The organism is Proteiniborus ethanoligenes (assembly GCF_900107485.1).
In the GTDB taxonomy this organism is placed as follows: domain Bacteria; phylum Bacillota; class Clostridia; order Tissierellales; family Proteiniboraceae; genus Proteiniborus; species Proteiniborus ethanoligenes.
In genome coordinates, this window is record NZ_FNQE01000036.1 from 1 (window position 1) to 25,070 (window position 25,070).

The following is a 25,070-nucleotide window of genomic DNA, read 5'->3' on the forward strand; positions in this document are numbered from 1 at the left end:
TAAGGATTGCTATTTCAAGATCCTTTTCGCCTAATAGCTTCTTTAGTTGCTCATTCTCCTTATCTAAGGAGGAATTAGTGCTATAATCTATATTAAGAGGATTATTCGTTTTGTTAGCTTCCTTTGATTCTCTAACCCATCTTGTAACCGTGCCTGGGACAATATCATGCTTTCTTGCTACTAAAGTTGCATTACCAACTTCCTCTACTTCTTTAACAATTTGACGTTTAAATTCTTCTGGATATCTTGTATTTTTGCTTCTCATTCTGGCAACCTCCTGTTGATTATATTTTACTATAATCGTGTGTGATTGTCCAAAACGGTTAGGGGGCTAAATAGAAGATATCAAAGCAATTTTGTGTTTTTCCCCCATATTAAAAATATGTCTTAGAATTTTATTGTGTTCGAAATTTATTTCATATTGATTGTAAGTACAAATGATTTCCCTTATGTCTAGTCCCATATCCAATAATCCTTCTACTATATCTTTTGTATACATGCTTGCAACTAATATATAGTTAAATTCATACTCTTTTAATTTATATGGTGGAATAATATCTATTCCATGCCAGCTTGTCCACCATTTATCTGAGTTGTTGTCCGATGCTGCGATTATTTCAACATCATCTTTATTTATTCTACTAAGTAAACTTTCAGCATAACTACCTGTTCCAAAAATAATAATTTTCATTTCATATTCTCCCTTATGTTAATACCGTGTTATTGTGTTTTTTATATTATATTTAACCTATATCCATTCTATCCAAGTTAAACATTTCTCAGGTTATTTAGCGTTTCATTTATTAGTGTCGAAGATGTTCCTTTAGTATAAGGAAAATAAATTATTCTTACTCCCATTTCTTCAAATTGCTTATTAAAATTATTCCATTTTTCTGTATTATACCAATCATCACCTACAAACATAATATCAAACCTTAGTCTCTTCCAAGCCTCGATTTTATCCATATTTTCCTGTGCTATGGCTGCATCAACATACTTAATACTTCTAACAATTTCGATACGTTCTTCAAATGGGATTACGGATTTTTTATTTTTATATGATACAAGATCGTCAGTAGTAACTCCTACAATCAACTTGTCACACATTGCTTTAGCATTTTTTAGCATGTTCAAATGTCCTATATGAAAAAGATCAAATACTCCAGTTGTATAGCCAATAACCATAAATAAAACTCCTTTATATTTATTCTTTCTTTAAACTAGGTATATTTACAAAAAGCGGACTACCATAACCATGATTTGTCAAAATATTTTTTTCTAAATAATTCGATATTTATAAACATCCAAATTATTTGACCCGTTCTTACATCTTTTTTTGCTTCTAATATCATCTCATCTAACCTATCTACCTTAAACCAATATGCATCTTTTAAAATCTGCTTTGCCTCTTCTTCAAGTTTTTTTATCCATTCATTTAGAGGAACAGGGAAGCCCATCTTTTTTCTTTCAATTACTTCTTTAGGCAAAAAATCATAAGATATCTTTTTAAGTATGTATTTGGGAATATCAAGTTCTTCACTATATACATTTGAAGATAGTTTTTTTGCTTTTTCTTTTGAACTATGATCTTTCCACTTTAGTTTTAGACTATATGGGATATTTTTATAGGCATATTCAACTAATTCATGATCTAAAAACGGCACTCTAGCTTCTATTCCTTCCAGCATAGTTGTCGTATCAATCCTTTGAAGCAATCCTTTTACATGGTATTTATGAAAAAACCTAAAAACATTCTCTTCATTTCTGTTTTTTTCAAACTCAGCTCCTATTGAATTGTCAAAAGTTTCTCTTAAAGTTTTTTTCGTATTTAAATACTTGTCCCTTATGTCTCTAGGCACATATTCATACTTATTAATAAAATAGTCATAAAACATAATATTATGTTTTTCTTCCTCGTAAAAGTAATCAAATGGAGACCTGAATATTTTACCATATCCTCCCAGTAATTCATCTGCTCCTTCACCAGATAATAATACAGTAACATCTTGTTTGATTATTCTTGACAAAAATGTAAGCAATACTTCATTTGGAACTCCAAGAGGAGCATCTTTATAAGAAATAACTTTTCCAATTAAATCAAAATACTTATCTTCTTCCATAACAATTTGATGGTGCCTAGTATTATATTTGCTAGCAACCATATTTGCATAATCAAATTCATTTAAATCGTTAAATCCAATTATATATGTGTTTATTCTCTCATTTAATAAATTTGAAGTAATAGCAGTAATCAAGCTAGAATCAACACCTCCACTCAAATACGTGCCTACTGGGGCGTCTGCTGCCAAGCTTCTACTTATTGAATTAATTATCTCCACCTTAAAATCTTTAACAATTTTTTCTTCTTCATAATTTTGTTCATAATTAAATTCTGTCGGTAACTCCCAGTAAACTGTCTTATGAAGTGCAAGATTTTGATTTACCATCATAATACAACCTGCTTCTAATTGGAAAATGTTTTTAAAAAAAGTATATGGTGCCCTAACATAGCGGTTTCCTAAATATTCATCAATAGCATCTTCATTAAATTCAGCTTCAACTAGTCCACTACTTAAAATTCCTTTTATTTCAGATGAAAAAATAAAACTATTATTGCTAACTGCATAATAAATCGGTTTTACACCGAGTTTATCTCTTACAATATAAAGCTTGTCATCATACTTATCATATAATCCAATAGCATATATCCCATTACTATCATTAAGAAATGCTTCTAGTCCATAATTTTCAATATAAGCTAAAATTACTTCTGCATCATAACTAGTTGAAAGATCATATTTTGAGTCTTCTTTAAGTTCCTTATAGTTATAAATTGCCCCATCAAAAACAATTGTCCATCTTCCAGAATTACTTGTTAATGGTTGATTTGGTCTGTCACCAATATTTATTGTCGATAATCTCCTGTACCCAAAAGCTATACCTTCATTAACTACTAAAATCTTAGATGCATCCATTCCTCTATGGGCAATTGCATTATTCATTTTATCTACTCTGTTTTCAATATGGTCGATCTTTATAGCACTATAAATCCCATTTATACCACTCATCATATTCCCTTCTTCTCTATTCTATATATATTTAGACTTGCCACTGGACAATCATTCTTATAACATCAGTATTCCCCTCTAAGTAATACACATATCAACCAATAATCTCATAACATTTTGTTAAATACACTACCTACCCTTCTGCATCACACCAATATTTATCTCTGCCACATCCCTATTCCCATCCAAAAACTCCACCACTTCCTTAGCCCCTACATACTCATCCTTAAAATATTCATAAACCTTACTCACAACTTCAAAATCCTCTACTGTATCAACACAAAGCCTATAATCTTTATTATACAGCTTGTCCCCTTTTACATACCCAACCCTAAACTTATCTTTATTTCTATACATATATAATGTCACATGTTCTTTATACTGTTCTTCATCGCTTTTATTTACTTCTTCGTAAGCCCTTTCTAATGCTTTAGCTGAAAATACTTCTACATCAAAGCCTCTGATGAAAGTATCTGGAACATCTAGCCTTACGTAATCATAGTCATACATAAGATAATGAGATATTACATTATCCACAATTTGAGGGTCTATTAATGGACAATCTCCTGTAATACGGATGATTATATCTCCACCGAATTTTTCATATGCATCTATATATCTTTTAAGGACATTGTGTTCTTCTCCTCTAAATATATTGTAGCCCTCTTGAGCAACCACCTGAACTAAAGGCTCTTCTTTTTCACTAGTTGAAGTGGCTAGTACTATTTCATCTATGTATTTACTTCTTTTCAGTCTATCTAATGTGTATAAGATCATTGGTTTCCCCAAGATAGGCTTTATAACCTTGCCTGGAAGCCTTTCTGACCCCATTCTAGCTTGTACTATACAGAGAATTTTCATATTGTTTTCATCCCTTTATTTTAGAAGTTTAAGTATGTTTTCTAGCTCTAATAATGAATTTACTTTATAGTCCGCTTCATATTCCTCATTTAAAAAAGTATTCATATGATCTCCAGTTTTTCGGATTATCCTTATTGTATTTATCCCTAGCTTTTTACATCCTATGAAGTCTTTGTTAGGGTTGTCTCCTATATAGACATATTCTTCTGGATTGCCACCAAAATACTCTAGCATAGCCATAAATGGCTTTTCGCTTGGTTTCCAATAATCCTCTCCATGATCATCAGTTACTATTATCTTGTCCATATATTTTTCAACATCTAGAGCATTTATTTTATTCCATTGAACTGTATTCTTTCCATCTGTTATTATTCCTAGCTTATATTGACCTTTTAGCTTTTCTAATACATAAAGTGCATCATCATATAATTTAATATAAGGTAAAGTGTTTCTATATATACTAACTAGATTTTCTATATTTTCCTTTAGTCCATGTTTGTCACACAATATATTAAATATCTTTCCTCTTCCTTGTTCTTGAAATATATCTAAAATATCCTCGTAAAGAATATCTCGATCTAAACTGTATTTTTCACTTAAGTATTTAGCTACTCCCGTAAAGCCACTAAATACGAAGTTTCTTTCGTTGTATAAAGTATCATCTAAGTCAAATATTATTACTTCTATCATGTTTTCACCCTTACTTAATAAATACTGCATCGTCAAATCTTAGCATAATCAATTCTTCAAATTTACCAATAATCGGTTCGATTTTTTTACCCAAAATCATTTCATTAAGTATTTGTCCATAATCTACACCAGTTTCAAAGGTTAAAGGAACTCCTCCTCCAAACCTTGGGTTTATCTCTATAAATTTTATTTCACCGTTATTATTAACTATGCATTGTATATTCATTGGACCAATAGCCTTATGATTATCCATTGAATTCATTTTATTTATCAATTCCAATGTAGATTCTATCAATCTGATATCCTTTACTGCTTTACTTTTAGATACTTCTCCTGCTCTTACTTCTAGTCTTTGTCTAGGTACTATAGATATTACTTCTCCATCTAGACCACATAAGACATCAAGAGTATATTCTGTTCCTTCTATCATTTCTTGTATTATATAATTTTCTAGGCCTGAGATAGTGTGGAATAGCTCTTCTCTATCCTTAGCATAAAATATTCCTCTACTGCCCATTCCATCTCTAGGTTTTATTATTACAGGGTAGTCTATAGCTATACTTTGATTTTCTTTTATTTCTTCTACTAAATATGTTCTAGGGGTATTGATATTGTTCGCTTTGAAAAAGTTATAAGTATTCCATTTATCATTGCAAATATCTAAAATTAATCTACTGCTTAGTAAAAGAATAGTGCCTACTTCTTTAAATCTCTCCCTATTACTGTCAAGGATCAGAAATTCTTTTTCATATAAGGGTATTAGCATATGAATTTTTTCATTCTTACATATGTTTAATAGTGAATTTACATATTCTATATCATTACATGGTGGAACCTTGAAAAAAGAGTCTACAAAAAACTTAGCTGGTGCTAAATCTCCTACGTCTACTCCTGCTACATAATTTGTCTTCTTTAGATGATTGATTAATTGAACTCTTTTTCCTATTGCTGTAAGAAGTATTCTCATGCTATCCCTCTTTACTTTCTGTAGTAATTTATTATTTTATAAAAGCCTTTAATTACATCTTCTACATCATTATCAGTCATAGCTGGGAATAGTGGGACTGTAAGCATTGCATTATATAACTCTTCTGCCTTAGGACATAAGCCTTTTTTGTATCCTAGCTTTTGATAGTATGGGTGCCAGTATACTGGAATATAGTGTACATATACACCAATATTTTCAGCTTGAAAGGCATCAAATATCTCTTTTCTATCAGCCTTTAATTTTGGCAAATTAAGTTTTATTACATACAAATGATTTACAGTATCTGAAAAGTCAGCATTTTCTTGAAGGATAACTCCCTCTAAATCCTTAAATGCTTCATTATATCTCTCAACAATTTCCTTACGTCTTTGAATAAACCAATCAATTTTCTTCATTTGACTAATTCCAAGAGCTGCTTGAAAATCAGTCATTCTATAGTTGTATCCTAGGTCAAGCTGTTCGTAATACCAGCCGCCAATATCTTTGTTTATAAGCTGGTCAATATCTCTTGTGATGCAATGAGATCTAAAATTTATTAGTTTTGTGTAATACTCTTCATTATTTGTAGTGATTATGCCACCTTCGCCAGTAGTTATAGTCTTTACTGGATGAAAGCTGAACATAGCCATATCTACTAAGCCACCAACTCTAGCACCTTTATATTTAGTACCTAAAGAATGTGCCCCATCTTCTATAATGACTATATCAGTACCCTTAATTAACTCCTTGATACCATCTATATCTACTGCCTGTCCAGTATAATCCACTGGAATTATTGCTTTGGTCTTATTAGTAATTTTTTTAGCTATTTCATCTACATCTATATTAAAAGTATTCTCATCAATATCTGCAAATACAGGAGTACCACCTGAGTAAAGGACACAATTAGATGAAGCTGCAAAGGTTATAGGAGTAGTAATTACTTCATCTCCCCCCCCAATACCAGCTGCATAACAAGCTCCATGTAATGCAGCAGTACCATTTGAAAATGCAACTGCATATTTAGCCTTTACATAATTAGCTATTTCCTCTTCAAATTCTTTAACCTTTGGTCCTGTAGTTAAAAAAGCTGATTTTAGTACTTTATTTACAGCAAGACAATCGTCATCATCTACATATTGTCTTGCATAGGGTAGCGATGTAGTTCTTATAGGAGCTCCTCCTAATATTGCTGGTTTCATATATATTCCACCTATCTTCATTATTCTCTGGTTGCTGCTACTTCTTCATTATAATTATCTATGAATGGTAACATGTTTAATTTAAATAAAAGTTCTCTTAATTCTTCAATGCTTAACCATTCTTTATTAGTTCCTGAATTATACTCAAAGCCTTCTTCTATAAGCTTTCCACCACTAGTAAAATATCTTTTAGAACTCCACCAATCAAAGTGCGGGTATATTATATAGTGTTTTTCATATTCGTAGGTATATCTAGAATCATCCTTAGTTATCATAACCTCGTCTAGCTTTTCACCTTCTCTTATACCTACTTCCTTTAGTTTACAGCTTGGCAGCATAGCTTTGGCAAGGTCAGTGATTTTAAATGAAGGTATTTTTGATATATAAGTCTCTCCACCCTTTGATTCTTCTAGTGCTTTAAATACAAGCTCTACACCTTCTTCTAGTGTAATCCAAAATCTAGTCATTCTAAAATCAGTAATAGGCAGTTCTCTTTCTCCCTTTTCTGTTAATTCTTTAAAAAATGGTATTACTGAACCTCTACTTCCTGCCACATTTCCATATCTGACTACTGAAAATATGGTTCCTTTTCCACCTGAGTATGCATTGGCGGAGATAAATAGTCTATCGGACACAAGTTTAGTTCCACCATAAAGATTAATTGGATTAACTGCTTTGTCTGTGGATAGAGCTACTACCTTCTTGACACCGCAATCTAAAGCTGCATCTACAATGTTTTGTGCACCATGGATATTAGTTTTTATAGCTTCAAAAGGGTTATATTCACAAGCAGGCACCTGTTTCATTGCTGCTGCATGTATTACAAAATCGACTCCTTTAAAGGCTCTATATAATCTTTCCTTATCTCTTACATCTCCTATGAAAAATCTCAACCTTGAAAATTGATCCTTTGACAATATAGAGGAAAATTTTTTCCTAACTACATCTTGTTTAAATTCATCTCTGGAATAAATTACAACCCTTGAAGGACTATATCTGTCAAATATCATCTCTATAAATTTTTGTCCGAAGGAGCCCGTTCCCCCTGTTATTAGTATAGCTTTATCTGTTAACACCTTACTTCCCCCTAACTAAAATGGATTAATTATATTCTAATATAGTTCTTTTTAGTTCTTCATAAGTTGGGAATAATTCATCTATATCTTTTTTACATAAATCCATAAAATACTTAAAGCTGTTTACTATTCTTTCGCCTTTTAAGGTTTTATCTTTTTCTTCATTTAAGCTATCAATACTATCTATCAGTGCTTTATAGCTTACTCTGTTCCTTGGAATAATAAAGGTCATAAAGAATTTGTTTTTTTCTATTTTAGAAAACACCTTGTCTAGCTTTATATACATCTTTTCTGCTTGATTATAGTTTTTATTTTTAATAAAAGTACTTATACTGTTGAGTACTTTATAATATTCCTTAATTAGTTTTAATCCTTCCTCATATTCCTTGTCCATTTTTTTTGATTGAGATATTAGGTAATCTATATCGTATTCAGTAGGATTGCATTCTAGCCAACCTTCTTCTACTATTTTTGTATTTAGATGATTCTTTATTACTTCTTCAAGCTCCATAAAAGTTGTGCCTTCTATATGTGCTCCACCTTTAGTTGCATTTATTACCTTCAACCCCTCATATTCTTTTATGTAAAACTCTAGCTGCTCTTTCATAGTTATATAGCCTGGATTAGTTAATATGTCATTTCCATAAACATCTTTTACTAATTTAGCTTTCGCTTTTTCAGCCACACTTAATCCGGTCCAATAAACAGAGCCTGAAGAGTATTTTTTTTCACCTAAGTATGCTAGATTTTGTCCTACTAAAATAACTTCACTAAATCCAAGATTATAAAGTATTTGCAAAGTAATTACTGATATAGTTGGAGCATCATAAACTCTATCTATGCTTTCATTGTTCTTAGTCCTTAAATAAAATCTAGATACAGTGTCTTGATCTGTAAGCATATGATATTTTTTCCCTGAATAGTCTTCTACCGTTTCATAGCCTACACTTGATCCAAATATAAGTGGTATTTCAGATATCTCCATTTCTTTTATTTTTTTTACTGCAACTTGGTTTACTTCCTGTGGATCATAGGTAGTGGTTGCATGGGGATATATGTTATTATTAATAAGTGTATTTACAGTAGTGCCTACGCTAAATATGTATGCCAATCCATTTTCCTTAATATATCGTATGTTTTCTATCTCTTCATTTAATGAAGGACCTGCTGCTACTAGTAAGGCAGTTTTGCCTTTAAACTGCCCTCTTTTCTCCACCATTATATTAGGAGTAGATATGATTTCTTTAAAGTTTTTCATACTGTTTAAAATCCAGCGTTTCTGGAATGAGCTTTCTACTGCCATATTACTCATTTTACCTTTGACTATTGTCTTATAGGAATCTAGGAAATCTCTATAATTTTCAGGAAAAATCTGTTTATGTATAGGTAAAGTAATTAACTCAACCCTTCCCATAGATTTATCTATAAATTCATTTAAAAACAAACCTATAGTTTGTGTATCCATACCTGTAATAATATTTTTTAATCTTTTTGAAGGAAGATTTTTTATTTCTTTATTAGAAAGGTAATGATAAAGTATTTCTGGTATAGGCTCATATATGTAAAAGTTTACATCTGGATGTTTTTCTAAAAAAGCATCTATATGATATCCTAAACCGACTCCATAAAAAATAACACTAGTTTCATCTTTTATGTCCTTATATTCATCTATAATAGCTTCTGCCTCTCTTATAGGATTATATTTACTATGGAGATATACCCATTTTTCTTCTTTTTTTATTGATAGGGTTTTACATCCATTTTTAGCTTCTTCTATTTTTACAAATTTTTCATCTATATTATTTTCTATTTCTCTTAATTTCAACAAAGTTGTAGGAAAAACCTCTTTTAATATTACTATATTGTCGACTAAAAGCATTTTAGTTTTCTCCCTTCGAAACCAATCCTTCAAGCTTCTCTTTCATGCTTTGAAACAGTGGAGATATCTCATAAAAAAGAATGTCTCCCATAGAAACTGTATCTTGGCTTTCCATGACTTCTTCTAATTCTCCGAGTAGTTCTTGGAGTGAGTAAATGTCTTTAGCATAATGATTCCATTCCTCATAGCTAGAAACTATATCTCTTAATCTACTATTATTGTCTATAGCTACAAATGAATCTGCTACCCAGGCAATACCTTCTAGTAAATCTGAAAACTTAGTCCAGGAGTTTTCAGCTGGTGTTTTATAGAATTCATCTGAGAGGATACTTATCTCTGGTATAGCTCTGTTAAAATAATCTATTGTTGAAAGCATAATGCTTGCTGTTAATTCTTTTAATGTTTTAGATATTACTTTAACTTCTCTTATATTTCTTATGTTATCTAGAAAATAGTCATGATAATCTTCATATATCTCTAGGTTATCTATAACTAAGTGACTAAAAAAATAATTTGACTTATCTAATATGCCGTCTATTTCTTGAAACATTGGTTCTATGTTGTTCTTATCATTGTTATATTCTAATACTTTATCTAACACATAAATTTTCATCTCATACCTCCAAATTTGTTGTCATTTAGACAATCTTCTTATCTATTATCGACAGAAAGTAGGGAAATCTTAAGACAAGATTAAGCAATAATAGCTTGAAAAATCTTACTTTATATTATATACTATAGCTAGAGAACAAACGTTCGTGAAGGGGTGCGAGAATGTGTTTTCCGGAGAATAATATTAATGCTTATATTATTAAAAACTATCCTAAATCAGATACATATGAGTTAGCTGCTGAACTTAACATAACTGTATGTGCTTTAAGGTCGAGGGCAAATAAATTAGGTGTTAAAAAAGATTTGTATTATATGCATAAAATGTATAGCAGCCTTCGAGCAAAAAGAAAGGAAAGTTTTGATAAAAACACTATTCCACTTGAATTGAATCAATTAGAAAAGAATATTATCATAGGAAGCCTGCTAGGAGACGGGAACCTTGCACTTTATGGTAGAAGTAAAAATGCTCACTATAGAGAACATGGTGGAAATAACCAAACGGAATATAGAAAATGGAAAGCAGAAAAACTTAAAAATGTAGGCTTTAAGTTTAATGATAAATGTAAATACGGTAAGCTTTCCTCCTTTAGCCATTCAGTTTATACTAATCTTTATAATTTATTTTACATAAATAAAGTAAAAACAATTACTCAAAATAATATATCTGTGCTCGATCACCCAATTGGCCTTGCTTGCTTATATATGGATGATGGTAGTCTTACTATTAATGTTTCTGCAAAAAATAACGGTTACATTTACATTTCCCCTCAAATAACTCTATATACTTTAAATTTTTCTATGCAAGAAAACTTAATCCTTAGAGATCATATTTTAAACATATTTGGAATTTCATTTAATTTAAGTAAAAGACCCGATGGCAAAAACTATATTCTTAAAATAAATAAGATGAACGAAATAATGAGATTTATTAATTTAGTAAGCCCATATGTTGAAGAGGTTAAATGTATGGAATATAAGATAGATATAAAAAACAGATTAATGGAAAAGAAAAAAGAAGTCCTTGAGACCAGATTATATAGAACTATTAAAATTTCTCCTCTTGAAGTAATTGATAAATGTTATTCTAATGATGATGAAATAACCATTATTAGAATGAAAAAAGAAGGATTTAAAGATAAAGATATAGCTAACACGATAAATAGATCTTTTTGGGGTACTGTAGATAAAATTAGGAGACTAAGGCAAGAAGGAAAACTTTAATTTTTGAAATTTATAATAGGAAAGAGCTAGGAAAAAATCCTAGCTCTTGTTCTATCTTCATTATTTTTCGATGTTTCTTTAGAAACTATCTTAATAATTGAAGTACTCCTTGAGGTGCCATATTTGCTTGCGGGCAATCATATATTTTTCAATACATGCCAGACTATATCTTCAACCTATTTAGGTTGTCGGGTACTTCGGGACACCTCTATCCCTACGGATCTCATCACCATGGCATTTGCTTTAGGTGGTTCATCCTAGTCGTTGAACCTTCTCCAACCTTTCGGTACAGGAGCTGGGCTGCTGATTATCCATTGTTACATCTTTCTTCTTTTCGGCCATTCACGCTTACCGTTTCCAGTTACGTTGTAGGAAAGAAAGCTTTAGGAAGTTCCAGCAATTCACCCGATTTGCGCTTAAAGGTTACCCCTTAAGGGACCCTTTCAAATTGCCATTATCTTAGGAGCTGCAATACTCCTTGCGGACTGGCATTTGCTTGAGCCAACATAGCTTGTGCTGCTTGTTGTAGAATGTTTTGTTTTGTGAATTCTACCATTTCTTTAGCCATGTCTGTGTCTCTAATTCTTGATTCTGCTGCTTGTAGGTTTTCTGCAGCATTGTCTAAGTTCTTGATAGTGTATTCAAGTCTGTTTTGATTAGCACCTAGTTTTGAACGAACTGATGAAACAGTCTTTATAGCTTCATCTACTTTACCAAGCGTTGCATTAATATCAGTGCCACTGTTAATTGTAATATCGTTTACTTTTAATCCTGTAGCTCCCAATGCTACCTTACTAGTTGAAGTACCAGAAGCTGTGATTGCTAAGTCCATAGTTTGAGTTTTATTAGCTCCTATTTGGAATGTTCCACTATATTTACCGTCTAGTAATGCCTTACCATTAAATTCGGTACGTTGAGCTATACCACTTAACTCTGCATTTAATTCTTGTATTTCATCATCAATCGCTGAAAAGTCTTCTGTGCTCATTGTTCCCTTATTACCAGCTTTAACTACTAACTCTCTCATTCTCTTAAGAATGTTATGAGTTTCTGTTAAAGCACCTTCTGCAGTTTGGATCAATGATATAGCATCTTGTGAGTTAGCTGATGCCTGTGATAAACCTCTGATTTGGTTTCTCATTTTTTCAGAGATTGATAGACCAGCTGCGTCGTCTCCTGCTCTGTTGATTTTTAATCCTGATGATAATTTTTCCATTGATTTTGTTTGGTATCCACCAGTGATACCTAATTGTCTGTGTGTGTTAACAGCTTGTAAGTTATTAGCTATTCTCATTTAATATTCCTCCTTGAATTTTGTTTTTGTTTTGGCATCCTTGCCATGTCGCCTTTTGGCGAATTTTGTACATAATTTTTATACTCTGGCCAGATTATATAAAAATTTTGTTTTCTCGATATATATATCGACAGAATAATTTGGTACTTTAGTGATATTTGAAAAATTTTATAATCTTTACTTGAAAAAATCCTTAAGTAAGTCTATATGGATAGGTTTTGTAGCTGCTGCTTGTTTGTTTTCATTTTGGATGGTTTCGTATACTTCTTTTCTATATATATCTATTTCCTTTGGTGCTTTGATGCCTAGCTTAACCTTGCCATCTTCTATGCCTACTACTATTATTTCTATGTTGTCCTTTATAATAATACTTTCGTTTGCTTTTCTGGTAAGTATTAGCATATGCTATTCCTCCTTACCTTTAGCTTTTGCTTCTTCTAGAATAAAATGCTTAGTTTTATATCTGTTGTCATCTAGTACTATTTGTTTGCCTAGCATTTCTTTTATGTTGATAATGACTGGTCCTAGGAGATTGGCTGTCATTTTGGTAATGTCTTCTGGTATATTGACTATTGAATATACGGCTACATCCTTTTCTTCTTTTATTTTTAATTTTTCTATTGTTTGGTCTGGTATGTTAAACTCATAGTCTTGTTTAAATATAAATGGGTTGATGATGACAAAAGCTAGTTCTGTCTCGTCTAGTGATTGGAGCCATTTAAATGGTACTCCGTCCTCTGGATTATCTATAATGACAAATCTCTTTTCTTCTTCAAATCCTGGGATACCATCTATGAAGTTTATGATTTTTTTTTCGTCTATGTCTATTTCTCCAAAGTGTTTTGTGGAGAGTTTCATTGTACTACCCCCTTATAAATACAATTAAGAATTAAGGATTAAAAATTAAGAATTAAAAAATTTAACCTTTATTGGATTCCATGATAGTAATGAGTAAGTTTTCACCTAATTGAACTCCTATTAAAAATTAATTGAGGAATGACATGTGTCATTCCTTATTCCTAATAAATTCTATACCCATTCTTATGCTTTTTAACCTTTTGTATCTATGTATCTAATTTCTGTTTTAGGGTACTGTTCCATGTATATGTTTACTTTATATGGTTGATAGTCTGCTACTGGTCTTCTTGGCGTATAGTTGTATTCTACCCCACCTAGCTGCCACTGAATATCTAAGTGTCCTGTTACTTCTATCTTTGGTCTGCTAGTTGGTATAAGGGCAAAGTTAAATTCATGCTGCTTTGGTGTAGAGTTGGTTAAGGCTATTTCTGGTATGGCCTCTGGCATTTTGTTTTGAATCATAGCCATTCTGTTACCATCGCTTACTATCCTGCCTATGGTCTCTATCGCTTGTTGGCGTCCTAGCTGTGCGTATTCTGCAGCGACCTCTGACCAAGGCTTTCGCCCCATTTCCGATAGTGGCTGTGAGCTATCGATAAGTACTCTTGGCAGCTCTCTGTCTATTATCATCTGGGGCTTTATTTGTCTAATGGATTGTTCGCCTTTTGGTTGTTCTATGTTAAGGCTTGCTTTTGTGGTTTGAATGCCTATTTGACCTTTCATTGTGGTTATGGATAAAGGCATGTAATCACCTCGGTTGAACAGTAGTTGAGCAATCGTTACACTATCGCTAAACTACCGTTCCATTATCATTAATCTATCTTAAGAAATCTACTAAGCTAGGTTGGATTATTCTTGCACCTGCTGACATAGATGCTAGGTAGACACTTTCAGCCATTTTGAAGTTCATGATTACCTCTGCTATATCTGCATCTTCGTTCTCTGACAGAAGTCTTGTAAAGTTTATGGCATCAGAGTCTAATCTTTTTTGGGTCATTTCTAATCTGTTAGTTTTTGCTCCTATTTCAGCTCTTATTTCAAGTACGTTAGTGATGACATCGTCTACAGTGCCTAAAGTATTGCTTAAAGCACCGAAATCTTCTTTTTCTAAATATTTTTCTATAGAGTTAAACATTGCAAATAAATAAGAATCCTTGTTTGCACTACTGTCTACCTCTGTGCTATAATCTGCATTTGATGAATTAACTATCACTGTTCCATCTATATCTGTTGTTGTACCAGTAATAGTACCAAACACTCTCATACCCAAAGTGTTTATGGATATGTTTTCTGAAACTCCTACATTGTATTTTGACACTTCATCATTTTTTAAATCTATAACATATTCTCCATTCTGGTTCAATAAATCTTGATCCGTCTTAAAGCCTGTAAATATAGATCTCCCTGCATGAGTTGAATTAGCTATTTGTATTACTTGGTTCTTAAGCTCTGTTATTTCTTTTTTTATCATTTCTAGGTCGTCTTTATTTTTAGTTCCGTTTGCTGCATCTCCTACTAGATATCTAGTTCTGTTAAGTACTTCTCCTAGATGAGTTACAGCATCCTCTGTAGTATACATCCAAGATACAGCATCCCTTAGGTTGTTTTTGTACTGCTCTATTTTGGACTTGTCAGTGTATAGCTTTAAGCTTTTAGACACTCCTATAGGGTTTTCTGATGGAAGCTGGAATAGCTTACCTGATTGATATTGTTTTTGAAATTTTTCCATTCTTCTTAGGTTTTTATTTAGATTGCCCATCATGTTTCTGACAAGCATACTGTTAGTTATTCTCAATGTATTCACCTCTTTTTTTGAACAGTAGTTAAACAGTATTTGAACAATAGTTAAGCAGTAGTTAAACTATCGTTCCATTATTGTTAAACCATCGTTCCACTATAGTTTCTTTACCTTCCTACTAATCCTAAACGATTTACGGTTGTGTCGAATAATTGGTCTAGTGTACTTATCATCTTGGCTGATGCGGTATAGACCTTCATAAATCTGACCATATCTGCCATTTCTTCGTCCGGGTCTACTGAGGATACGGAGTCTATTCTCGTCTGTACACTATCTACTATAAGGCTTTGATTGTCCTTCATTCTTATAGCGTACTGGCTATCTACGGCAAGGGTAGATATTATGGAGGTTATATAATCTTCTGGAGTTCCTTGAGCTGATGCAGTACCACTAAAGAAACCCTTATCTTCTCTAAGCTTTATAATTTCTAATATGTTTTTATTATTTTCTAAGCCATAATCTCCTAATCCCGCTGCTATGTTGTTTAAATTATTTATAATATCAGAATTTACTACTATAGTAGCTGCTTTTATATCGCCTGAAATATCACTTGAACCAAAGAAATCCCCTCCTAGTGTTGGTGGGTCTTGCGGTGGATTTTCTATAATAAATCCTTTACTATGCTGCTCATTTATCTTTTGTGCAAATACTCTGGCAAACTCATCTAGCCTTTTCACATAATATGGAACTCCACCATATTCTCCATTGATTCCAGTTCCGTCCCTTGAGTCTAGCAGACCTTTAAGCTCTCCACTTTTCAGTGCTACCTTGTTTCCATTTTCCCACTGAACCTGTACTAGCTTTTCTCCAGAAATTTTACTTTCTATAGTTTGAGGTGGGTCCATTAGCTTACTTAGAGTTGAATGCTCTACTAACGATGCTCCTCCTATAGATACCTTATATTTACCATCTTGTTCACTTACTTGAACATTTACTATCTTAGATAATTCACTTACAAGTAAGTCTCTTTGGTCTCTTAGGTCGTTTGCCATTTTTCCGTCTATCTCAAGCTTGTATATTTGTTCATTTAAGTTTTTTATCTGAGAGCCTATATCATTTACTTTCTTTATCTGAGCACCTACTTGATAATTAATATCTTTTTGTAGGTTATATAGCTTGCTGGCAGTTTCATTAAGATGATTAGCCGTAGCTATTGCTTTTTCTCTAACTGCTACTCTGTATGAGTTATCACTAGGATTTTTGCTTAAATCCTCTAGAGATTTAAAAAATTCATCAATATATTTGCTTAAACCCTCTTCCTCAGTTTCCTTTAGGATATGCTCTATATCTGTTAACGTATTTCTTTTTATTTCCCATTCTCCTAAGGGTGCATTTTCAGTTCTAAATTTATAATCTAAATATGAGTCCCGTACTCTCTCTATTGAGGTTATGTTTGTTCCTGTCCCTATAAACCCAATGCCTGGTAAACGATGTGGTGTAGTAGCATTTTGTGTAGCCATTTGTCTTGAATAGCCTTTTGTATCTGCATTTGCTATATTATGGTTAGTTACATACAGTTTTCTTTGACTTGCTAAAAGCCCTGAAACTGCCGTATTAAATCCAATCCAGCTCATATATTCACCTCTTTTTTTTTGAACAATAGTTGAACAGTAGTTGAACAATGGTTAACCAGTCGCTACACTATTGTTAAGCTATTGTTACACTATCGTTAAACTATCGTTATTTTATCTTCCCACTATTCCCATTCTATTTACTATCTGGTCTACCATTTCATCTATGGCATTTATCACTCTTGCACTTGCGTTGTATGCGTGCTGGAATTTAATCATCTCTGTCATTTCCTCATCTAGAGAAACCCCAGACATTGCTTTTCTTCTATCATCTATCTGAGCCATTACCATTTCATGAGCGTCTCTCATGGTTATGGATTCATTTGCTGATATTCCTAAGTCTGTGATTATATCTCTATAAAAGTTATCTGATGTGGTTTTCCCTTTAAATATAGGCTTACCGTTGGAATCAAAGACTATTTTCCCAAGTACGTCTTTTTCAATCCCTACTGCTTTCCCATCCTCAAATATAGCCCCATATCTTATGCCTGCTATTAGCTCTGCTATTTTCCCATTGCCTATTTCCCCAGTGTTTGAAGCAGCGGCTATTTCACTTAATGAATCTAATGCTGAACTTAAGCTAATATTACCAGCCCAATTTCCATTGCTAGAATCCCTTTTAACAAAGAAATCTATTCCTGTATTTCCAGTGAGAGAATATCCTTCTCTATGTAAATCGTTGATAGCCTCTGCTAGTCCCTTCACATACTCATTAAGCTGTTTTTTTAAAGTAGGTATTATATACTTATATTCAGTAACATCACTTATATCATTTTCCTGTCCATAGTATCCCCTAGCATTTAATAAGCCCAATAGCTCTCCATTTTTTAAATCTCTTTCTGGTAAAAGTTGTTCTCCATTATCCTTCCAGTGTATATCTACATAAGGGCTGCCATTGTTTTTAGCTTCTAGCTCTCTATATGTGCCATCTGATACTATGTGAGTACCACCAATAGCTATATTTACAGCTCCATTATTACTGGTATAATAATCTATCTTGATTATTTGTGACAATCTATCTAAATAACCATTTCTAGTATCTCTAAAATCATTTGCTGTAGAGCCCATAGCTTCTGAGGACATTATCTTAAGATTTAAATCAGCTATCCCTTTTACTAATTCGTTAACTTCATCTACCATATTTCTAATGTTTTTATCTAGGTTAAATTGAAGAGTTTCCAGTTGGGTATACATATGGTTTACAGAACCTGCAAACTCTATAGCTCTTTCTCTTAAAAGTCCTCTAGCTGTTAGGCTGCTTGGATCCTTTGCTACTTCCTCCCATGAACCCCAAAACTTATCCATAACTCCTTGAATCGCATCCTCTGAAAGCTCTCTAACCAAGCCTTCCACTTGATCAAAAACATTAGTTCTTGAAAACCAAAAACCAAACTCAGAGGCTTCTGATCTTATTTTTGTATCTAAAAAACTATCCCTTACTTGTCTTATCTGCTGAACATCTACACCTGTTCCAATATAATGCTTCAAGCTAATCCTTGAATATCTAGAATCAGAATGTATTGCCTGCTGTCTAACATAAATAGGGTTGTCCGTATTTGCAATATTATGTGCTATGGTATCTAAGGACCTTCTACTAGCATAAAGTCCTGAAATTCCAATGGATAATCCTTTAAAAGAAGACATTTAATCTCCTACCTTTCTATGCCTTAGTATCAAACAAACTAATCTTTTGTGAAGTCTGTTCTTTCTTTATTTTATTATTATATGTTCCTTGTTCTGATACGCTAGTCAAAAGATTAATATTTAACTCTATATATTCTAGGGTGTCTTTTATAAGCAAGCTATTTAGGTCATTTTTCTCTTTGATTTCCTTTAATACACTAGATAGCTTTTCAATCATGCCATTCATCTCTTGTTTTATGCCATCTTCTTTATCCTCAATACAATCTAAAATATCCGTTATACTTAGCTCATCTTCTATTTGGAATTGTTTTTGAATATTGTTCACTATCTTTTCTCTTCTATTTTCAAATTGGCTTAGCTTAAGTATAAGGCTGTTCTCTATCTGAGTAATATTATCCAAATCATTAATCTGACCATTTGTTATTATCTCTGTCTTTTTTTTCGTCAATTCAAGCATGTCTTCATAAATATGGAGTTCCTCTGCTAGTACTTCTCTAAGCTCTTCCACTAAAATTATCATCTTCTCACCTGCCTGATTATACTCTTTTATCAAAGTTAATATTTCCTAATATCTTTTCAGCAATTTTACCTGAATCTATAACATATGTTCCTGTTCTAATCTGTTCCTTTATGGCTTCAACCTTTTCTTTTCTAATATCAGGTGTATTCTTTAAAGCATTCATAGCAATCTGATAATCCTTAGCAGTACTAGATAAGCTAAGTTCGTCATTTTTGCTACCTCTATTTAGTTTGAAGGATTCCTTTCTATGCTCTTGCTTCCTGTAGGCTTGCATCATTTTATCTATACCACTATTATTGAAAATTTTCATAAAAACACCCCATTCCTTTCCGTATTATATACATATTATCGGTAGAAATAGGGTATAACTTTAGTTTTTTATCTTCTTTTATGTCTTTCAGCAATATACATCTTGTCGCTATCTCTTGTAGTGCTTTTCTTAACAGGACTATTGTCTGCTACTGCACTTTTAAATTCTCTTTGCATTTCTGTAACACATTTTTGACAGAATCTACCTGTTCTAATAGGTGTTCCACATCTTTCACAATCTAATACTAAATTAGGACTATCGTCCTTTATTTCCAGCTTGCCATCTCTTAAATATTTTAAAATCTTCTTTGTATCTACTCCTGTTTCATCAGACACAACCTGAATATCTGCCCCAGGATATTTATAAAGATAATCTTTTACCTTTTTGAATTCATCTACCTCATTAGTTCTACATTTTGGACATAATTCAAAATTATCGTCTGCATATATTCTGCCGCATTTTTTACAGTTCCTTATAGCCATAAGTGTCACCTCCAGTATAACTATATTTGCTTTTATTCGATATTTTATGATAATAATCCTTCTTTTTTAAAATTATAATATAAAATTAATAGTTAAGTCCTATACATTTCGTCCAGTGGCTATTGTAATTACTATTATGTCATTAGAACCACATTCTTTTATGACCCTGGAGCATTCATTTACTGTAGCTCCTGTAGTAAAAATATCATCTACTAAAAGTACCCTCTTATTTTTAAATACCCCTTTGTCCTCTACTTTAAAAGCATCTTTAAGATTTTTTTGCCTTTCCAGTCTGTCTAGCTTATTTTGTATATTGGTCCTTTTAATCCTTTTAATATTTTGCTTGTCTAATGGTATGTCTAAATTTTGGGATAAATACTTAGCTAAAAGCTCAGACTGATTGTAGCCTCTCTCTGCCTTACGTCTCCTGTGGAGTGGTACTGGAACTATAATATCTATGGGCATAATATTCTCATTTAATACTGTTCTTAGCATTAGCTCACCAAAAGCCTTATACATATAGGCCTTATCTTCAAATTTATATTTATGAATTGTGTCTCTTAAGACTCCCCTATATTCTAAAGAAGAAATTGCCCGAGTAAAATAAAATTCTTTACCTGAGCAATAGCTGCATTCACTAGATATTTTCTCTCCATATGCAGGCTTCCCACATTTAGGACATCTGTTTTTCTTAATAAAAAACAACTCCTCCCTGCAATCGCTACAAATATGGTCTTCTCTTACCTCTTCATGAAACTTGTCACATATAAAGCATAGACCTTCTTCAGGAAATATAAGGTCTAGGAGTGTATTTGATATTTTTTGTATCAGGTTTTCTTTAGGAGACATAATAAACCTCCGGGGTTAGTTTAACAGTAGTTGAACAGTAGTTGAACAGTAGTTGAACAGTAGTTGAACAGTAGTTGAACAGTAGTTAAACAGTAGTTAAACAGTAGTTTAGCAGTAGTTTAACAATTGTTAAACAATTGTTAAACTATCGTTAAACTATCGTTAAGCCATCGTTAAACTATCGTTAAGCCATCGTTCCACTACTGTTATTAAAATTCTTAATTGCCTTTTTTAAGATCTCATCATCATGTTAAATACATTCTGAAACCTTTTATCAAGACCTGAGTATCTTTTCAGTATTCTATTATTGTTTATCATTATGTGCATATACTTTTCCATACCAACTAGAACTACAAGCTCCTTGGCTCTAGTAATACCAGTATATAACAGATTTCTAGTAAGAAGCATCGGTGGTCCCCAGCATACCGGAATAATAACTACTGGAAATTCACTACCCTGACTCTTGTGAATAGTCGTAGCATAGGCGAGTCTTAGCTCATCAAGCTGATTAAAGCTATATACTACCTCCTTGTTGTCATCAAATAAAACGATTAACTCACTTTCTTCATTGTCTATGCTTTTTATAAAACCAAAATCTCCATTAAATACTCCTTCTCCTTCTTGAATGCTTCCATCCTTTTCTTCCATAGTCCATTTTGTCCTATAATTATTTTTTATTTGCATAACCTTATCTCCAACTCTAAAGAGCATATCACCCGATTTTTTTTCTGCCTTTAGATGATGCTTGGGATTTAGAGCACTTTGTAGTCTTTCATTTAAGGCGTTTACACCTGTTTCTCCTTTTTTCATAGATGTAAGTACTTGTATGTCTTTAGCTGGGTCATATCCATTGAATCTAGGCAATCTTTCTAAGCAAAGCTCAACTATAGTATCTGCTATACTCTCTGGTGTAATCCTAGTCATAAGGAAGAAATCCTTGTCCTTCACATTTAGATATGGTGCTTCTCCTTTATTAATTCTATGAGCATTAACTACTATCATGCTTTCCTCAGCCTGTCTAAATATCTCATCTAACTTTACTACCTTTATTATTTTACTGCTTATTATATCTCTGAGGACATTTCCGGCTCCCACTGAAGGTAGCTGATCAGTGTCTCCTACTAATATAAGTCTAGTGCCTGGTAATATTGCCTTTAATAAATTATTCATAAGAAGTATATCTACCATAGACATTTCATCTATAATAACCACATCAGCATCTATAGGTGTTCCTTCATCCTTAGCAAATGCCATGCCAAGCTCATCATCAACAAAGCCGTATTCTAAAAGTCTGTGTATGGTTTTGGCCTCTTTCCCTGTAGCCTCACTCATTCTCTTTGCGGCTCTCCCTGTAGGTGCAGCCAATGATACAGAAAGTTCTTTTTTCTCAAATAGCTTTATAATACTATTGATAGTAGTGGTTTTACCTGTACCTGGTCCTCCCGTAATAACTAGAATACCATTTTCTACGGCTTGCCTAATAGCTTCCTTTTGTTTTCCCGCAAAGACTATGTTATCCTCTTCTTCAATTGAAGCTATTTCTTTTTCCACATCAATGTCTAAAGCCTTTACTTCAGACATTGATATCTCTAGAAGCTTTTTGCAAACATTTGTTTCTGCATAGAAAAAAGGCATATAGTACACATATATTTCATCTTCCTCTAATCTCTCAAGCTGTATTTCTTGTTTAAATGCTAGGCTAGTTAGACCTTCGTCTACAAGCTCACTTTCTACACCTAGCAGCTCAGCTGTAAGCCTTATTAGAAGCTCCTTAGGCGCATAAGTATGTCCATCCTGTGCAAAATCCATAAGCTTGAACTTTATCCCAGCATTTATTCTATATGGAGATCTAAAATCAACTCCCATACTTTGAGCTATTTTGTCTGCCATTTTAAAGCCTATTCCTACAATGTCCTCTGATAATCTATAAGGATTTTCTTTTATTTTAGCTACGGACTCATTGCCGTATTTTTTAAATATTCTTATGCCATAATTTGGACCGATTCCATAGCTTTGCAAAAATATCATAATATCTCTCAATTCTCTCTGCTCTATAAAAGCCTCAGAAATCTGCTCAATTTTCTTTTCGCCTATGCCTGGGATTTCTTTTAATCTTTCAGGATTATATTGTAGTATATCCAGGGAATCTACTCCAAACTTTTCAGCTATCTTTTCCGCAGTTTTCGGCCCTATACCAGGAATAAGTCCAGACGAAAGGTATTTTATAATACCATTCAATGTAGATGGTACAACTGTAGAATATGTATCTACCTTTAGCTGCTGACCATAATTGGGATGGTACGTCCATTCTCCCTGTACCTTAAGAGTCTCCCCAATGCTAACAACGGGTATATATCCTACAATAGTGACTACATCATCATCAGTTTCCAATATTGCAATTGTGTAGCCATTAGATTCATTATGAAATATGACTTCCTCTATAGTTCCTTGAAGAGTTACCAATTTCCGTACCTCCAGTAATAGTGATCATAATAAGAATTAAGAATTTTAATAACAGTAGTGAAACGATTGTGGAACGATTGTGGAACGATAGTTTAACGATAGTGGAACGATTGTGGAACGATAGTGGAACGATTGTGGAACGATAGTTTAACGATAGTGGAACGATTGTGGAACGATAGTTTAACGATAGTGGAACGATTGTGGAACGATAGTTTAACGATTGTTTAACGATTGTCTAACTACTGTTCAACTACTGTTCAACTACTGTTTAACTACTGTTAAACTACTGTTAAACTACTGTTAAACTACTGTTAAACTACTGTTAAACTACTGTTAAACTACTGTTCAACTACTGTTAAACTACTGTTAAACTACTGTTAAACTAACAACTAACCAACAATAATCCTATTAATATTATACACTAGAACACTAGGACTTCAACAGCTTAAACTTTATGTCCATTATCTCGCTTCTTAGGGCTAAAATATCACCCTTAGTAGCTGGCTTGCTGTATTCTCCTAGAAACCCATGATTCTCCATTACGGTTATTCCAGTTCTTTCACAATATGACTGTTTGACTATATTAGCATTTCGGAGGTTCTTATTAGCAGAATCTATACCCTGTAATATCTCAACTAAAATGTCCTCTCTTAAAGATATATATACTTTATCACTCTTTTTATAAATCTCATTAACAAATCTAGTATTAAAATATCCAAAGGATCCATCATTTTTTCCTAGTGTTTTTCTAACTTTCAACGGTACAAATACATTATCCTTATTAAAGGCTAGAGGCACAATGTTTGTACAGCCTATAATTTTGCCATAGTACTGTCTAGAAGAAGCTAAATCAACCATGAAATATTTTGCCAATAGTGCAATAACTGTTTTTATGCTTTTGTATATGTAAGTTTCCTTTTCTTTTTTGGTGATTATCTTCGTAGAATTGCCCTTCATATCTATATATAAGGGTGTAATAGCCATTATCTCATTTGAAATTAGTTCTTCAATATTTTTCATCCTCTTCAACTCCTTTCCTTAGCATAATTATAATCGAACATGTGTTCGGTGTCAATAAAGATAAATTTGAATATAAAAGGGCTCTTTTTACATAGGAATGCTCGGCTAGACATTTCCTAGCCGAACATTTCTATTACTTCATTCCTATTATAGCCTTTGAAAGCTCATTGATACTTTCAGTCAGCTTATTTAGTTTTCCTTCAACTCGTACCAATAAATATACTGATACAGCTATAGGAAAGCCAAGATTAGCTATTTGAGAGTATACCTCTTCCATGCTGAATACCTCCCTTCCTTTATTTAACGATAGTTTAACGGTAGTGTAACGATAGTTTAACGATAGTTTCTATTTAGCCCCCTAACCGTTTTGGACAATCACACACGATTATAGTAAAATATAATCAACAGGAGGTTGCCAGAATGAGAAGCAAAAATACAAGATATCCAGAAGAATTTAAACGTCAAATTGTTAAAGAAGTAGAGGAAGTTGGTAATGCAACTTTAGTAGCAAGAAAGCATGATATTGTCCCAGGCACGGTTACAAGATGGGTTAGAGAATCAAAGGAAGCTAACAAAACGAATAATCCTCTTAATATAGATTATAGCACTAATTCCTCCTTAGATAAGGAGAATGAGCAACTAAAGAAGCTATTAGGCGAAAAGGATCTTGAAATAGCAATCCTTA

At 32.7% G+C, this 25,070-nt stretch carries 27 protein-coding genes; 2 read left to right on the plus strand and 25 right to left on the minus strand.

Translation table 11 applies throughout. The annotated features are described in order from the left end of the window. From BLV37_RS13005 to BLV37_RS13055, 11 genes are all read right to left on the minus strand, one after another. A partial coding sequence (locus BLV37_RS13005) for a transposase (RefSeq protein ID WP_091732354.1) occupies positions 1 to 265 on the minus strand: 265 nt, incomplete at its 3' end. Positions 266 to 331: 66 nt separating this feature from the next. Further along, the gene (locus tag BLV37_RS13010; protein ID WP_091732356.1) at positions 332 to 691 is read right to left on the minus strand and encodes a nucleoside-diphosphate sugar epimerase/dehydratase; all 360 of its coding nucleotides are present in this window, start codon (positions 689 to 691) and stop codon (positions 332 to 334) included. Between the two features lie 77 nt (positions 692 to 768). Next, positions 769 to 1,185: an FAD synthase family protein gene (locus tag BLV37_RS13015; protein ID WP_091732359.1), complete on the minus strand. Its 417-nt coding sequence runs from the start codon at positions 1,183 to 1,185 to the stop codon at positions 769 to 771. A gap of 59 nt (positions 1,186 to 1,244) precedes the next feature. Beyond that, positions 1,245 to 3,068 carry an asparagine synthase (glutamine-hydrolyzing) gene (gene asnB / locus BLV37_RS13020; protein WP_176967982.1) on the minus strand — a complete coding sequence of 608 codons (1,824 nt, stop codon included), beginning with the start codon at positions 3,066 to 3,068 and terminating at the stop codon, positions 1,245 to 1,247. 129 nt (positions 3,069 to 3,197) lie between these two features. After that, complete coding sequence (locus BLV37_RS13025; RefSeq protein ID WP_091732365.1) at positions 3,198 to 3,929, minus strand: cytidylyltransferase domain-containing protein; 732 nt, start codon at positions 3,927 to 3,929, stop codon at positions 3,198 to 3,200. Positions 3,930 to 3,944: 15 nt separating this feature from the next. Then, positions 3,945 to 4,619, minus strand: coding sequence for an HAD family hydrolase (locus BLV37_RS13030; RefSeq protein ID WP_091732420.1), 675 nt, complete (start codon positions 4,617 to 4,619; stop codon positions 3,945 to 3,947). A gap of 10 nt (positions 4,620 to 4,629) precedes the next feature. Further along, the gene (locus tag BLV37_RS13035; RefSeq protein WP_091732367.1) at positions 4,630 to 5,586 is read right to left on the minus strand and encodes an ATP-grasp domain-containing protein; all 957 of its coding nucleotides are present in this window, start codon (positions 5,584 to 5,586) and stop codon (positions 4,630 to 4,632) included. Positions 5,587 to 5,597: 11 nt separating this feature from the next. Continuing rightward, positions 5,598 to 6,788 (minus strand): UDP-4-amino-4,6-dideoxy-N-acetyl-beta-L-altrosamine transaminase, encoded by a 1,191-nt coding sequence (gene pseC, locus BLV37_RS13040; RefSeq protein ID WP_091732370.1) that lies wholly within the window; start codon positions 6,786 to 6,788, stop codon positions 5,598 to 5,600. 20 nt (positions 6,789 to 6,808) lie between these two features. Next, positions 6,809 to 7,864, minus strand: coding sequence for a UDP-N-acetylglucosamine 4,6-dehydratase (inverting) (gene pseB / locus BLV37_RS13045; protein WP_091732373.1), 1,056 nt, complete (start codon positions 7,862 to 7,864; stop codon positions 6,809 to 6,811). 25 nt (positions 7,865 to 7,889) lie between these two features. Further along, positions 7,890 to 9,743 carry a motility associated factor glycosyltransferase family protein gene (locus tag BLV37_RS13050; RefSeq protein WP_091732376.1) on the minus strand — a complete coding sequence of 618 codons (1,854 nt, stop codon included), beginning with the start codon at positions 9,741 to 9,743 and terminating at the stop codon, positions 7,890 to 7,892. Position 9,744: 1 nt separating this feature from the next. Then, on the minus strand, positions 9,745 to 10,356 hold the full coding sequence (locus tag BLV37_RS13055) for a hypothetical protein (RefSeq protein ID WP_091732378.1): 612 nt from the start codon (positions 10,354 to 10,356) through the stop codon (positions 9,745 to 9,747). Between the two features lie 161 nt (positions 10,357 to 10,517). Between BLV37_RS13055 and BLV37_RS13060 the strand changes: the two genes are divergently transcribed. Next, complete coding sequence (locus BLV37_RS13060; protein WP_091732381.1) at positions 10,518 to 11,576, plus strand: hypothetical protein; 1,059 nt, start codon at positions 10,518 to 10,520, stop codon at positions 11,574 to 11,576. 454 nt (positions 11,577 to 12,030) lie between these two features. On the opposite strand, the gene hag is transcribed toward BLV37_RS13060, so the two are convergent. The 14 genes from hag to BLV37_RS13130 form a co-directional block, all read right to left on the minus strand. Beyond that, entirely contained in the window at positions 12,031 to 12,870 is an 840-nt protein-coding gene (gene hag / locus BLV37_RS13065) for a flagellin Hag (protein ID WP_091732383.1), read from the minus strand. Between the two features lie 177 nt (positions 12,871 to 13,047). Then, positions 13,048 to 13,272 (minus strand): carbon storage regulator CsrA, encoded by a 225-nt coding sequence (gene csrA, locus BLV37_RS13070; RefSeq protein ID WP_091732386.1) that lies wholly within the window; start codon positions 13,270 to 13,272, stop codon positions 13,048 to 13,050. A 3-nt stretch (positions 13,273 to 13,275) separates the two neighbouring features. Beyond that, positions 13,276 to 13,728: a flagellar assembly protein FliW gene (gene fliW, locus BLV37_RS13075; RefSeq protein WP_091732389.1), complete on the minus strand. Its 453-nt coding sequence runs from the start codon at positions 13,726 to 13,728 to the stop codon at positions 13,276 to 13,278. 192 nt (positions 13,729 to 13,920) lie between these two features. Next, complete coding sequence (locus BLV37_RS13080) at positions 13,921 to 14,472, minus strand: DUF6470 family protein (protein ID WP_091732391.1); 552 nt, start codon at positions 14,470 to 14,472, stop codon at positions 13,921 to 13,923. Between the two features lie 73 nt (positions 14,473 to 14,545). Further along, positions 14,546 to 15,523, minus strand: a complete 978-nt coding sequence (gene flgL, locus BLV37_RS13085; protein WP_091732394.1) for a flagellar hook-associated protein FlgL — start codon at positions 15,521 to 15,523, stop codon at positions 14,546 to 14,548. Between the two features lie 110 nt (positions 15,524 to 15,633). Further along, the gene (flgK, locus tag BLV37_RS13090) at positions 15,634 to 17,100 is read right to left on the minus strand and encodes a flagellar hook-associated protein FlgK (protein ID WP_091732397.1); all 1,467 of its coding nucleotides are present in this window, start codon (positions 17,098 to 17,100) and stop codon (positions 15,634 to 15,636) included. A gap of 111 nt (positions 17,101 to 17,211) precedes the next feature. Continuing rightward, positions 17,212 to 18,741 (minus strand): flagellar hook-associated protein FlgK, encoded by a 1,530-nt coding sequence (flgK, locus tag BLV37_RS13095; RefSeq protein WP_091732399.1) that lies wholly within the window; start codon positions 18,739 to 18,741, stop codon positions 17,212 to 17,214. Between the two features lie 16 nt (positions 18,742 to 18,757). Then, on the minus strand, positions 18,758 to 19,261 hold the full coding sequence (locus BLV37_RS13100; RefSeq protein WP_143031527.1) for a flagellar protein FlgN: 504 nt from the start codon (positions 19,259 to 19,261) through the stop codon (positions 18,758 to 18,760). A gap of 16 nt (positions 19,262 to 19,277) precedes the next feature. Beyond that, a complete protein-coding gene (gene flgM, locus BLV37_RS13105; protein WP_091732404.1) occupies positions 19,278 to 19,571 on the minus strand; it encodes a flagellar biosynthesis anti-sigma factor FlgM in 294 nt (97 codons plus the stop codon). Between the two features lie 68 nt (positions 19,572 to 19,639). Further along, complete coding sequence (locus tag BLV37_RS13110; RefSeq protein WP_091732407.1) at positions 19,640 to 20,053, minus strand: TIGR03826 family flagellar region protein; 414 nt, start codon at positions 20,051 to 20,053, stop codon at positions 19,640 to 19,642. Between the two features lie 99 nt (positions 20,054 to 20,152). Beyond that, positions 20,153 to 20,902, minus strand: coding sequence for a ComF family protein (locus BLV37_RS13115; protein ID WP_091732410.1), 750 nt, complete (start codon positions 20,900 to 20,902; stop codon positions 20,153 to 20,155). A 231-nt stretch (positions 20,903 to 21,133) separates the two neighbouring features. Further along, positions 21,134 to 23,365 (minus strand): SF1B family DNA helicase RecD2, encoded by a 2,232-nt coding sequence (gene recD2, locus BLV37_RS13120; RefSeq protein ID WP_091732412.1) that lies wholly within the window; start codon positions 23,363 to 23,365, stop codon positions 21,134 to 21,136. A gap of 429 nt (positions 23,366 to 23,794) precedes the next feature. Next, on the minus strand, positions 23,795 to 24,385 hold the full coding sequence (locus BLV37_RS13125; RefSeq protein ID WP_091732415.1) for a hypothetical protein: 591 nt from the start codon (positions 24,383 to 24,385) through the stop codon (positions 23,795 to 23,797). Positions 24,386 to 24,518: 133 nt separating this feature from the next. Continuing rightward, the gene (locus BLV37_RS13130) at positions 24,519 to 24,662 is read right to left on the minus strand and encodes a YvrJ family protein (RefSeq protein WP_091732418.1); all 144 of its coding nucleotides are present in this window, start codon (positions 24,660 to 24,662) and stop codon (positions 24,519 to 24,521) included. 143 nt (positions 24,663 to 24,805) lie between these two features. Between BLV37_RS13130 and BLV37_RS13135 the strand changes: the two genes are divergently transcribed. Continuing rightward, positions 24,806 to 25,070 (plus strand): transposase (locus tag BLV37_RS13135; protein ID WP_091732354.1); only part of this gene is annotated, 265 nt, incomplete at its 3' end.

Excerpts from the sequence above, each read along its gene's own strand:
- BLV37_RS13010 (WP_091732356.1), bottom strand. The coding sequence starts at position 691 with ATGAAAATTATTATTTTTGGAACAGGTAGTTATGCTGAAAGTTTACTT.
- BLV37_RS13015 (WP_091732359.1), bottom strand. The coding sequence starts at position 1,185 with ATGGTTATTGGCTATACAACTGGAGTATTTGATCTTTTTCATATAGGA.
- asnB (WP_176967982.1), bottom strand. The coding sequence starts at position 3,068 with ATGAGTGGTATAAATGGGATTTATAGTGCTATAAAGATCGACCATATT.
- BLV37_RS13025 (WP_091732365.1), bottom strand. The coding sequence starts at position 3,929 with ATGAAAATTCTCTGTATAGTACAAGCTAGAATGGGGTCAGAAAGGCTT.
- BLV37_RS13030 (WP_091732420.1), bottom strand. The coding sequence starts at position 4,619 with ATGATAGAAGTAATAATATTTGACTTAGATGATACTTTATACAACGAA.
- BLV37_RS13035 (WP_091732367.1), bottom strand. The coding sequence starts at position 5,586 with ATGAGAATACTTCTTACAGCAATAGGAAAAAGAGTTCAATTAATCAAT.
- pseC (WP_091732370.1), bottom strand. The coding sequence starts at position 6,788 with ATGAAACCAGCAATATTAGGAGGAGCTCCTATAAGAACTACATCGCTA.
- BLV37_RS13050 (WP_091732376.1), bottom strand. The coding sequence starts at position 9,743 with ATGCTTTTAGTCGACAATATAGTAATATTAAAAGAGGTTTTTCCTACA.
- BLV37_RS13055 (WP_091732378.1), bottom strand. The coding sequence starts at position 10,356 with ATGAAAATTTATGTGTTAGATAAAGTATTAGAATATAACAATGATAAG.
- BLV37_RS13060 (WP_091732381.1), top strand. The coding sequence starts at position 10,518 with ATGTGTTTTCCGGAGAATAATATTAATGCTTATATTATTAAAAACTAT.
- hag (WP_091732383.1), bottom strand. The coding sequence starts at position 12,870 with ATGAGAATAGCTAATAACTTACAAGCTGTTAACACACACAGACAATTA.
- csrA (WP_091732386.1), bottom strand. The coding sequence starts at position 13,272 with ATGCTAATACTTACCAGAAAAGCAAACGAAAGTATTATTATAAAGGAC.
- fliW (WP_091732389.1), bottom strand. The coding sequence starts at position 13,728 with ATGAAACTCTCCACAAAACACTTTGGAGAAATAGACATAGACGAAAAA.
- BLV37_RS13080 (WP_091732391.1), bottom strand. The coding sequence starts at position 14,472 with ATGCCTTTATCCATAACCACAATGAAAGGTCAAATAGGCATTCAAACC.
- flgK (WP_091732397.1), bottom strand. The coding sequence starts at position 17,100 with ATGAGCTGGATTGGATTTAATACGGCAGTTTCAGGGCTTTTAGCAAGT.
- flgK (WP_091732399.1), bottom strand. The coding sequence starts at position 18,741 with ATGTCTTCTTTTAAAGGATTATCCATTGGAATTTCAGGACTTTATGCT.
- BLV37_RS13100 (WP_143031527.1), bottom strand. The coding sequence starts at position 19,261 with ATGATAATTTTAGTGGAAGAGCTTAGAGAAGTACTAGCAGAGGAACTC.
- flgM (WP_091732404.1), bottom strand. The coding sequence starts at position 19,571 with ATGAAAATTTTCAATAATAGTGGTATAGATAAAATGATGCAAGCCTAC.
- BLV37_RS13110 (WP_091732407.1), bottom strand. The coding sequence starts at position 20,053 with ATGGCTATAAGGAACTGTAAAAAATGCGGCAGAATATATGCAGACGAT.
- BLV37_RS13115 (WP_091732410.1), bottom strand. The coding sequence starts at position 20,902 with ATGTCTCCTAAAGAAAACCTGATACAAAAAATATCAAATACACTCCTA.
- BLV37_RS13125 (WP_091732415.1), bottom strand. The coding sequence starts at position 24,385 with ATGAAAAATATTGAAGAACTAATTTCAAATGAGATAATGGCTATTACA.
- BLV37_RS13130 (WP_091732418.1), bottom strand. The coding sequence starts at position 24,662 with ATGGAAGAGGTATACTCTCAAATAGCTAATCTTGGCTTTCCTATAGCT.